Annotated in this window: 13 protein-coding genes and 4 tRNA genes; 16 read left to right on the forward strand and 1 reads right to left on the reverse strand. The window is 68.0% G+C overall.

From position 1 onward, the window contains the following. Positions 1–167: 167 nt before the first annotated feature. The gene (locus ACWER9_RS24640) at positions 168–662 is read right to left on the reverse strand and encodes a YajQ family cyclic di-GMP-binding protein (protein ID WP_124774541.1); all 495 of its coding nucleotides are present in this window, start codon (positions 660–662) and stop codon (positions 168–170) included. Positions 663–809: 147 nt separating this feature from the next. On the opposite strand from ACWER9_RS24640, the gene ACWER9_RS24645 reads away from it, so the two are divergent. From ACWER9_RS24645 to rplA, 16 genes are all read left to right on the forward strand, one after another. Then, a tRNA-Tyr gene (locus ACWER9_RS24645) sits at positions 810–893 on the forward strand. A gap of 193 nt (positions 894–1,086) precedes the next feature. After that, positions 1,087–1,230, forward strand: a complete 144-nt coding sequence (locus ACWER9_RS24650) for a hypothetical protein (protein WP_452304070.1) — start codon at positions 1,087–1,089, stop codon at positions 1,228–1,230. After that, complete coding sequence (locus ACWER9_RS24655) at positions 1,193–1,693, forward strand: alpha/beta fold hydrolase (RefSeq protein WP_452304062.1); 501 nt, start codon at positions 1,193–1,195, stop codon at positions 1,691–1,693. The genes ACWER9_RS24650 and ACWER9_RS24655 overlap by 38 nt, the downstream gene beginning before the upstream one ends. A gap of 93 nt (positions 1,694–1,786) precedes the next feature. Beyond that, on the forward strand, positions 1,787–2,008 hold the full coding sequence (locus ACWER9_RS24660) for a hypothetical protein (protein ID WP_452304063.1): 222 nt from the start codon (positions 1,787–1,789) through the stop codon (positions 2,006–2,008). 463 nt (positions 2,009–2,471) lie between these two features. Next, complete coding sequence (locus ACWER9_RS24665; protein WP_452304064.1) at positions 2,472–2,696, forward strand: hypothetical protein; 225 nt, start codon at positions 2,472–2,474, stop codon at positions 2,694–2,696. A gap of 110 nt (positions 2,697–2,806) precedes the next feature. Further along, positions 2,807–5,335 (forward strand): putative bifunctional diguanylate cyclase/phosphodiesterase, encoded by a 2,529-nt coding sequence (locus ACWER9_RS24670; protein WP_452304065.1) that lies wholly within the window; start codon positions 2,807–2,809, stop codon positions 5,333–5,335. A 93-nt stretch (positions 5,336–5,428) separates the two neighbouring features. Next, positions 5,429–5,501 (forward strand) — tRNA-Thr (locus ACWER9_RS24675). Positions 5,502–5,525: 24 nt separating this feature from the next. After that, positions 5,526–5,598: transfer RNA gene (locus ACWER9_RS24680), tRNA-Met, on the forward strand. A gap of 132 nt (positions 5,599–5,730) precedes the next feature. Next, positions 5,731–5,898, forward strand: coding sequence for a 50S ribosomal protein L33 (gene rpmG, locus ACWER9_RS24685; RefSeq protein ID WP_007073056.1), 168 nt, complete (start codon positions 5,731–5,733; stop codon positions 5,896–5,898). Between the two features lie 126 nt (positions 5,899–6,024). Continuing rightward, on the forward strand, positions 6,025–6,471 hold the full coding sequence (locus tag ACWER9_RS24690; RefSeq protein ID WP_357355025.1) for a MaoC family dehydratase N-terminal domain-containing protein: 447 nt from the start codon (positions 6,025–6,027) through the stop codon (positions 6,469–6,471). Position 6,472: 1 nt separating this feature from the next. Beyond that, positions 6,473–6,865: a MaoC family dehydratase gene (locus tag ACWER9_RS24695; protein WP_452304066.1), complete on the forward strand. Its 393-nt coding sequence runs from the start codon at positions 6,473–6,475 to the stop codon at positions 6,863–6,865. A gap of 129 nt (positions 6,866–6,994) precedes the next feature. Then, a tRNA-Trp gene (locus ACWER9_RS24700) sits at positions 6,995–7,067 on the forward strand. 211 nt (positions 7,068–7,278) lie between these two features. After that, positions 7,279–7,671 carry a preprotein translocase subunit SecE gene (gene secE, locus ACWER9_RS24705; RefSeq protein ID WP_130404755.1) on the forward strand — a complete coding sequence of 131 codons (393 nt, stop codon included), beginning with the start codon at positions 7,279–7,281 and terminating at the stop codon, positions 7,669–7,671. A gap of 38 nt (positions 7,672–7,709) precedes the next feature. After that, the gene (nusG, locus tag ACWER9_RS24710; protein ID WP_112584800.1) at positions 7,710–8,432 is read left to right on the forward strand and encodes a transcription termination/antitermination protein NusG; all 723 of its coding nucleotides are present in this window, start codon (positions 7,710–7,712) and stop codon (positions 8,430–8,432) included. A 186-nt stretch (positions 8,433–8,618) separates the two neighbouring features. Next, positions 8,619–9,050 carry a 50S ribosomal protein L11 gene (gene rplK, locus ACWER9_RS24715; RefSeq protein WP_452304067.1) on the forward strand — a complete coding sequence of 144 codons (432 nt, stop codon included), beginning with the start codon at positions 8,619–8,621 and terminating at the stop codon, positions 9,048–9,050. Positions 9,051–9,128: 78 nt separating this feature from the next. Next, positions 9,129–9,845 carry a 50S ribosomal protein L1 gene (rplA, locus tag ACWER9_RS24720; RefSeq protein ID WP_452304068.1) on the forward strand — a complete coding sequence of 239 codons (717 nt, stop codon included), beginning with the start codon at positions 9,129–9,131 and terminating at the stop codon, positions 9,843–9,845. Positions 9,846–9,948: the final 103 nt, after the last annotated feature.

Below are 9,948 nucleotides of genomic sequence, written 5' to 3' on the forward strand. Positions count from 1 at the left end.
GGTCCAGCGCGCGTTAGCTGGTCCAGCGCGCCTTGATCGACTCGGGTTCCTGAAAGGCGCGGTGTCCCAGTCGCCCGGATGCCCCGGTTCTCAGGAACCCGAGTCGATCTCAGCCGGGCGCTCCGGGTGCGGAGGGCGAATCGGTGACGGGCCGAGGCGTTCGGCTGTCAGCGGTAGTTGTTGAACTGTAGAGCGACGCCGAAGTCCTCGCCCTTGAGCAGCGAGATGACGGCCTGCAGGTCGTCGCGCTTCTTGCCGGTGACGCGCAGCTGGTCGCCCTGGATCTGCGCCTGAACGCCCTTCGGGCCCTCGTCACGGATCTTCTTGCTGATGGCCTTGGCCTTGTCCGTCTCGATGCCCTGGATGACCTTGCAGTCGATCTTGAAGATCTTGCCCGACGGGCGAGGCTCGCCAGCGTCCAGCGACTTCAGCGAGATGTTCCGCTTGACGAGCTTCTCCTTGAACACGTCCAGCGCGGCGCGGACCCGCTCCTCGGTCTCCGCCTGAAGGCCGATCGCCTCCTCACCGGACCAGGAGATCTCAGCGCCGGTGCCACGGAAGTCGAACCGCGTCGCGAGCTCCTTCTCCGCCTGCCGAAGAGCGTTGTCGACCTCCTGGCGGTCAACCTTGCTCACGATGTCGAACGACGGGTTCGCTGCCATGTTTCTGCTCCTGCTGTCCGGCGGTCTGGGCCTGCCGTCGGCCGCCGACCAGCGACACGACCCCCTGACCGTACCCGGTTGCGTCGGCACCGGGGGGAGCCGCTATTCTTGCTTCCGCCGCCGCGTTGCGACGCGGTGGGGTGCCCTGGCGGGTTGCCCGAGCGGCCAATGGGAGCGGACTGTAAATCCGTCGCGAAAGCTTCAGAGGTTCGAATCCTCTACCCGCCACCAGGTGCAGACACGGCCCCTGACCAGCAGAGATGCTGATCGGGGGCCGTTGTCGTTGATCTAGCGGAGTCCGGCTGAGTCCAGTCGTTGACGACTGGTTGTGGGCAGTTCGATCATGCCCGGATAAGTGAAGCTCATAAGGCTGATTGCTGGGGCTGGTTTAGGCCAGGCCGTGAGTGAGGCTCTCCCGCTGATCGTGACGCACGGCTGGCCGGGTTCGGTCGTCGAGCTGCTCGGGGACGGTCGGTCCGCTCACCGACCCGACTGCGCATGGTGGCTCTCCCGAGGACGCGTTTCGTCTGGTGCTGCCGTCGCTGCCCGGCTACGGCTTCTCCGGTGAGCCGACCGAGCCCGGCTGGGACTCCAACCGGATGGCGGGTGCCTGGGCGGTGCTGATGCAGCGTCTCGGCTACCCACGCTTCGTCGCGCAGGGGGCGGTGGGGGCCGCCGTCACCGACGCCATGGGGCGCCAGGGGCCTGAAGGGCTGCTCGGCATCCACGTCAACCTGCTCGCCGGGGCGATCGGCATCAAGGACCAGCTGCCGGGGGAGTCTGCTCAGGAGCGCGCGGCGCACGACGCGCTGAACCTGTTCATGGAGGATGTCTTCGGCTACTTCCTGGAGCAGTCCATCCGACCGCAGACCACCGGGTACGCCCTGCTGGACTCGCCGGCCGGGCTGGCTGCCTGGATGTTCGACCACGACACCGACAGCTACTACAAGATTTCCCGTGCGTTTCTCGATGGCGCGCCGGCGGGCGGCCTCATTCGTGAGTCCATTGTCGACAACGTCATGCTCTACTGACCGGCACCGGCACCGGCACCGGCACCGGCACCGGCACCGGCACCGGCACCGGCACGGTGGTACTGGGAGTTTGGACGGTTTCAGGTGGCGGCCATGGCTGCCGGTCAGCCTCCGCCGCCGGTCACGGTTCCGCTTGGTCTCACCACGTTCCCCGACGAGATCTGGGCCGCTCCGCGCAGCTGGGCCGAGGCCGTCTATCCCGGCCTGTCGTACTTCAACGAGGTTGACCGCGGGGGCCACTTCGCGGCCTGGGAGGAACCGGAACTCTTTGCTGCCGAGGTGCGCGCCGCGTTCCGGTCGCTGCGGAGTGTCTGAGCCCGCGCCCGCACATCCGTCCGGGTGGCGGACGCGCGTCCAGGGTCGCCGTGGGCGGGAGGGGCGCTCCTTGTGAATCGTCCCGGTCCGACCTCGCCTGGAAAGGATCCGTCGAGGTACTGGCGCGTTTGCGAAGACCCGGTATGGTGGTCGATGGCTGGCGCAGAGCGCGAGCATGAGCTACCTCATCGAAGCATCACGCAGAGTGACCGAAGCGTCAGATTTGACAGCTCCGTTGTGGCAGCGCCGAATTGTGTTGAAGGTCGTAATCGACGCTCTCTGAAGCGGTGATCTGCTCTGTAGGCTTGTGATCTGGCCCGGTGCGACGGGGGCGGTGGCCCGAACGGCGGGAAGTCACAGACGGTGGGGCCAGTCGAGCCTCCATCACTTCTCTGGCTGTCTGCGCTGTGGCACGATCGTGGAACCTCCACTATCCCCACGACACTTTCCGACAGGAGCAATCATGTCTGGTCGTAGGTTGGGCCGGCTGCTTGGCTCACTTCTACTCGTTGCCGCACTCGTGAGCGGCCTCGGCGGTGTCGATCTCTTCCGCAACGCAGGGGGCAGCTCGCAGGCTGGCGACATCGTCTGGCAGCGCGTGCAGGCCGGCGACATCGTCTGGCAGACCGGGCGGGACGGCGACATCGTGTGGCAGACTCCGGGGACTGGCGACATCGTTTGGCAGTGAGTTGGGCGCCTCGGGTCGGTCGTCCACGTTGGCTGTTGAGGATGCCGCGCCATTGACGGAATGCTCCGTGGCGGTGCCGTGACCGCTCGGCGTCAATCCGAAGGAGCGGCATGATCGGTCGCGATCAACCCCGGCGCAGGTCGTCCGAGGACGCGTGGATCATCACCGCGCCCCTCGCTCTGATTGCCGTCACCTGCGCCACCATCACGGGTTTGGTCGCCAAGGAGCCGATCGGTGACTGGCCGGAGGCGGCCCTTCTCCTCGTCCTCATGATCGCGGCCGGTCTGCCGTTGCTCAGCCTGGTCGTTCGGCGGCAGACGATCGGTGTCACGCTCACCGAGCTGCCGATGGTCCTCGCGCTCTACTTCCTGCCGCCGCTGACGGTAGTCGTCATCTACACCCTCAGCTCGCTCATCACCCACACCCGGCAGCGGTTCTCGGCGCCCAAGGTGTGGTTCAACGTGGCGCGGGCCGCGGCCGGGACGTCACTGGCCGTTCTGGTGCTCCAGGCGCTCCCGCCCATCGAGGGAGTGGGGCCGAGCACCTGGGGCAGCATCTTCGCCGCCGTGAGCATGGTGATCCTGGTCAGTTACGCCAGTGTCGCCGCCGTGCACACGCTGCTGCACGGTTGGCAGACCGGGCGTGGGACGCTGCGTACCGCCACCCCGGCGGTGCTCACCGCAGCTATCAACGTGTCCGTTGGCCTGATCGTCCTGATCCTGGTCGAGAACACGTGGTGGTCGCTGCTCCTACTCGCCGCCCTCGGTGCCGGTCTGGCCCTGGTCTACCGGGCCTACGCCCAGTTCTTCCGTCAGCACCGCACCCTCACCGACCTGTACGACCTGACCCGCGCGGTGGTGGAGAGCGGGCACAGCGGCACGCTCGCGGACGCGTTGCTCGGCCGGGTCCGCGCTCTGATGCAGGTGGAGTACGCGACGCTGTGGCTCCCGGCCCAGGGTTGGCACCCGGAGACCCTGTTGACCGCCCGAGTGGACGACCGCGGTCTGCTCGACCTGGCGCTCACCCCGCCGACCATCCGGGAGCGGGCCCGTGACACCCGTCGCACCGTCGCCGTCGGCCGCGGTGTGACCACTGACGCTGAGTTCCGCGCTGACCTGGCCGAACGGCGGATCAAGGACGCGGTGGTGGTGCCGCTGCGGTCGGGTCAGGTGGTCATCGGCACCCTCGAGGTGGCCAACCGTCTCGGTGACGGCAACCACTTCACGCCCGCCGACATCGCCGTCCTGGAGACGGTGGCCGCGCACGCGGCGGTGGCCCTGGAAAATTCGCGGCTCGTCGATCGGCTGCGACACGACGCGTACCACGATGCCCTGACCAAGCTGCCCAACCGACGGCGGATCACCGCGGCGCTCGAAGAGTCGGTCAAGTTCCGTACCGACGGCGAGGTGGTGGCCCTGCTGCTCTTCGACGTCGACGGGCTGCGCCAGGTCAACGAGTCGCTGGGTCACGCGGCGGGTGACAAGGTCCTCATCGAGGTCGCCAACAGGTTACGGGCCAGCGCGCCGTCGTCGGCTCTGGTGGGCCGTGCCGGCGGGGACGAGTTCCTGGTGACGCTGCGGTTGGAGAGCACCGAGGCCGCGATTGAGTTGGCCGCCCAACTGCGTGACCAGATCCGCGACGAGATGGTCTTCGACGCGCTCACCCTCGACGTGAACACCGCAGTCGGTGTGGCCGTACACCCGGATCACGGCAGCGATGCGGCGACCCTGTTGCTTCGGGTCGACCTCGCCGCCACCGCGGCCAAGTCGGTGCCGGGCAGTGTGCAGCTGTTCAACCCCGCGCTGGAGTCGCGTTCGCTGCGCCGGCTGGGTCTGGCTGGCGACCTGCGCCGCGCACTGGACCAGGACGAGCTGGAGGTCTACTTCCAGCCCAAGGTGACCCTGCGGGACCGACGCCTGGTTGGTGTCGAGTGTCTGGCCCGGTGGGAGCACCCGGCGCACGGCACTGTCGCTCCGGAGGACTTCGTGGCGGTGGCCGAGCACACCGGCCAGTTGAGCCGCCTCACCGAGGTGGTGCTCCGCGAGGGTCTGCGTCGCAGCCGGGACTGGGCGCTTGCCGACCAGCCGCTGCCCATCGCGGTCAACCTCTCGGCTCGGACGCTTATCGACCAGCACTTCCCGGACCGGGTGCAGGAGTTGTTGACCGAGTACAAGGTGCCGGCGCAGCGCCTCACCCTGGAGATCACCGAGTCGGGGGTGTTGGACGGCACGGACCGGCCCATCCCCACCCTGCAACGGCTGCGGGATCTCGGCGTACGGCTGTCGGTGGACGACTTCGGCACCGGGGACTCGTCCCTGGCGCACCTGCGCCGGCTGCCGGTGCACGAGGTGAAGGTGGACCGCTCCTTCGTGCAGGGCATGGCGACCGACCCGGGGGACCTGGCGATCGTCAACGCGGTGGTGACCCTGTCCCAGCAGTTCGGTCTGGCCGTGGTGGCCGAGGGGGTGGAGAGCGAGCTGACCCTGGAGCTTCTCCAGGACATCGGCTGTGAGATCGGGCAGGGCTTCCTGTTCAGCCGGCCGCTGCCGTACGAGCGGTTGGCGGCCTGGTTCGGCGCACAGGTCGAGCCGGAGACGATCTCCAACGGGGAGCTGCCGCGCCTCCGAGTCGTGCCCTGAGCAGGGCGCGGACACTCACCGGGGATCCGATTTCACCTGTCGAGCCGGGCCGTGTACTCTTACTCCTGCGCGCCCCACGGGGAGATCGCGCAGGCCCCCTTAGCTCAGTCGGCAGAGCGTCTCCATGGTAAGGAGAAGGTCTACGGTTCGATTCCGTAAGGGGGCTCGAGGGTTCAGCTGGACCCATCGCAGCGGTGTAGCTCAGATGGTAGAGCAAGCGGCTCATAATCGCTGTGTCGCCGGTTCAAGTCCGGCCACCGCTACTCTCGTCTTCCGGGCTCGTTGCCGGTGGTCGTAAGAATGGGCGCTTCTGGCGCCCACTTTGCATGTCCGCGCTGTCAGCGTCTAGGCTGGCGCGTCGTAGTTGTTTCCGTTAGCGAGGAAGGCACTCCGCCGTGGCGAAGGCTACCGATGTCCGGCCGAAGATCACTTTGGCGTGTGTGGAGTGCAAGGAGCGCAACTACATCACGCGCAAGAACCGGCGCAACGACCCCGACCGCATCGAGCTGAAGAAGTTCTGCCCGCGCGACGGTCGGCACACGGTCCACCGCGAGACCCGCTGACTTCTGGCCGGCCTCAGAGCCGGCCGCTGTCGAAGCTTTCCAATCGCCGATCTGACCGGTTTGGCGCGGCTCCGCCGCTGCCTACCGATCAGGTCGGCGATTGGCCTTTCCGTGTAGGTTCGCGGCATGCCTCTGGACCCTTCCTTCGTCGGCCGGACGTATCCGCCGACCGCCCCCTACCAGGTGGGCCGAGAAAAGATCCGCGAGTTCGCGAGCGCCATCGGTGCCACCGACCCGGCCCACCACGACCCGGAGGCCGCGCAGGCGCTGGGCCACCCGGACGTGGTGGCTCCGCCGACGTTCCCGGTGATCGTGACGATGGCCGCGAGCCGCCAGATCATCGAGGACCCGGCCCTGGGTGTCGACTACAGCCGCCTGGTGCACGGGGACCAGCGGTTCGCGTACACCAGGCCGGTGGTCGCAGGGGACGAGCTGGTCTGCACCAACACGATCGAGGACGTCAGCACCCGGGGTGGGCACGGCTTCCTGACCACGCGCACCGACGTGAGCACCGTCGGCGGGGAACCCGTGGTCGCCGTCTGGGCCAGGTACGTCATTCGCGGGGAGGCCTGAGATGGAGTTGCCAGCACAGACGTTTCGGGTGACCCGCGCGGACCTGGTCCGCTACGCCGGCGCCTCGGGCGACTTCAACCCGATCCACTGGAGCGACCGGGTCGCCACAGGTGTGGGTCTGCCCGGGGTGATCGCCCACGGCATGTTCACCATGGCGCTCGTCGGCCGGGCGGTGACCGAGTGGGCCGGGTCGCCGGACGCGGTGGTCGAGTACGGCGTGCGTTTCACCCGGCCGGTGGTGGTCCCGGACGACGACCAGGGGACCGAGATCGAGGTCACCGCGCGGGTCCGTGAGGTGACCGAGGACGGTCTCACCCGACTCGAGGTGACCGCCACCTGCCTGGGTGACAAGGTGCTGTCGCAGGCGCGGGCGACCATCCGGACGACACGCTGAACCGAGCCCGCCACGCGTGGTGGAGAGACCGGTTGGGAAAGTCGGGCGGCTACCCGTACACTGGTCCGCCGTGGGGCAAGTGACCCCTGCTCGGTCGTGTGTGACCGCGTGGGGCGAGTGTTGTCACATAGGGGTGTAGCTCAATTGGCAGAGCAGCGGTCTCCAAAACCGCAGGCTGCAGGTTCAAGTCCTGTCACCCCTGCGCCTGAGGCCTGACCGTTCCCGTGGGTCGCGCCGCCAGCTCGGCGGCGTCCGGCCCGTGGTGGTGGCATCGGCGGGGTGGCCCGAGGCATTCGGGCCCTCCGGTGATCCACCGGCCGCGGCCCGTCGCGGGACGGTTGGGTCCGGCCGGCGTGACCAGCGCCGCGTACGCCACTCGGCGTGCGACCCAAGATTCCGCGACGGAGGGCGAAGTGGCCGACAACAAGCGGCACGGCGAGGACGCCGGCGACGATCGTCTGGACGACGAGGTCGTCGACGAGGTAGCCGACGACGACGCCTCCAGCGCGGACGAGCCGGTTTCCCGGGGAGGCACCGCCACGCGGTCCCGTGCCCGGGCGGAGTCGGCGGACAGCCGGCCGACCACTCGGTCGGAGACGGGTCGGGTGGGCGTCTTCGGCCGCATCGCCCGGTTCTTCCGCGAGGTCGTAGCCGAACTGCGTAAGGTCATCTGGCCGACCCGCAAGGAGTTGCTGACCTACACCGCCGTGGTGGTGGCGTTCGTCGCGGTGATGCTGACGATCGTGGGTGTGCTGGACTTCGGCTTCGCCAAGGTCGTGTTGTTTGTCTTTGGCAACTCGGACTGACCGGCTGCCTCCAGCCATAGTGACGGAAGTGAGCGAGCGTGCCTGAGTACGACGAGACCGCCGGACCGGTGGACGAGCAGTCCACGGTCGCGACGGCGGCTGGTGACGAGTCGGTTGAGGCCGCCAGCGAGCCGGAGTTCCCCACCACCGAGCCTGCGCCGGACGAGGACTACGACCCGGTCGCCGAGCTGCGCCAGAAGCTGCGTTACGCACCGGGTGACTGGTATGTGGTGCACTCGTACGCCGGCTACGAGAACAAGGTCAAGACCAACCTCGAGACCCGGATCACGAGCCTCGACATGGAGGACTTCATCTACCAGGTCGAGGTGCCGACCCGGGAAGAGGTCGAGGTCAAGAACGGTAAGCGTTCGCAGATCCAGGCCAAGGTCTTCCCGGGTTACATCCTCGTCCGGATGGAGCTGACCGCCGAGTCGTACTCCTGTGTCCGGAACACCCCGGGCGTGACCGGCTTCGTCGGGGCGACCGACCGGGCCGACCGGCCGGCTCCGCTCTCGCTCGACGAGGTGCTGAAGTGGTTGGCGCCCGCTGTGGAGACCGAGCAGAAGAAGGCGAAGCCGGAGATCAAGGTCCTCGACTTCGAGGTGGGCGACTCCGTCACCGTCACCGACGGCGCGTTCGCGTCGCTGCCGGCCACGATCAGCGAGATCAACGCCGACCAGCAGAAGCTCAAGGTGCTGGTGTCGATCTTCGGTCGCGAGACTCCGGTGGAGCTCAACTTCAACCAGGTCGCCAAGATCTGACTGGTCGTCGGCGGCGGGTCCGACCCGCCGCCGACGTCGGCGTACGCGCTCTCGCTCGACCTCGGCGGACGAGTGGGCTGCGGCCTGCGCTACTCTTGAATGTCGCCGCTGTCGCACCGCGCTGACCGTGCGCGCCCGAGGGCGGCGACAGCCGCATTTTCCCAGCTCCAAGCCCCAGGAAGTGACATGCCTCCGAAGAAGAAGCTCGTCAAGACGTTCACGCTTCAGTTGCCGGCGGGCCAGGCCACGCCGGCGCCGCCGGTCGGCCCCGCGCTCGGCCAGCACGGCGTGAACATCATGGAGTTCTGCAAGTCCTACAACGCGCAGACCGAGTCCCAGCGGGGCGACATCGTCCCCGCCGAGATCAGCGTGTACGAGGACCGGTCCTTCACGTTCGTGCTGAAGACCCCACCCGCCGCCCGGCTGCTGATCAAGGCCGCCGGTGTGCAGAAGGGTTCTGGCGTTCCGCAGGCCGAGAAGGTCGGCGCGGTCAGCCGTGCCCAGCTGCGTGAGATCGCCGAGAAGAAGATGGCCGACCTCAACGCCAACAGCCTCGAGCAGGCCGAGAAGATCATCGCCGGCACCGCCCGGTCGATGGGCATCACCGTCAACGACTGACGTCGGCCCCGACCAACGTTCCGACCGTGGGAGGGCCCGCGCCGAGCGGCCCGCCAGAGACCACAGGAGTAATCAGCAATGCAGCGCAGCAAGAGCTACCGCAAGGCCGCCGATGTCATCGACCGGTCGAAGCTCTACACCCCCTCCGAGGCCGTGAAGCTGGCCAAGGAGACCACCAACGTCAAGTTCGACGCCACGGTCGAGGTCGCCATGCGCCTCGGCGTCGACCCCCGCAAGGCGGACCAGATGGTCCGCGGCACGGTCAACCTGCCGCACGGCACCGGTAAGACCGCCCGCGTGATCGTGTTCGCCAGCGGCGCGAAGGCCGAAGAGGCCGCCGCCGCGGGTGCCGACGAGGTGGGCACCGACGAGCTGGTCGCCCGGATCCAGGGTGGTTGGCTCGACTTCGACGCGGCGATCGCCACGCCGGACCAGATGGCCAAGATCGGCCGGATCGCGCGGATCCTGGGCCCGCGCGGTCTCATGCCGAACCCGAAGACCGGCACGGTGACCATGGACGTCACCAAGGCGGTGCAGGACATCAAGGGCGGCAAGATCACCTTCCGGGTGGACAAGCACTCCAACCTGCACCTGATCATCGGCAAGGCCTCCTTCACCGAGGGCCAGTTGGTGGACAACTACGCCGCGGTGCTCGACGAGGTGCTGCGTGCCAAGCCGTCCGCGGCCAAGGGCAAGTACCTCCGCAAGGTCATCCTGACCACCACGATGGGTCCGGGCGTCCCGGTCGACCCGAACCTGGTGAAGAACCTCCGGGAGGACTCGGCCGAGGCCTGAGTCGACAGTTCGCTCCACCGGGGCTGCTCTCCGCGGCCCGTTGCCAGGCGATCACCGCCGCGCTCGCCAACGCGCCGATGGACCGCTACGACGAGAGCCGGGT

The organism is Micromonospora sp. NPDC003944, from assembly GCF_053605225.1.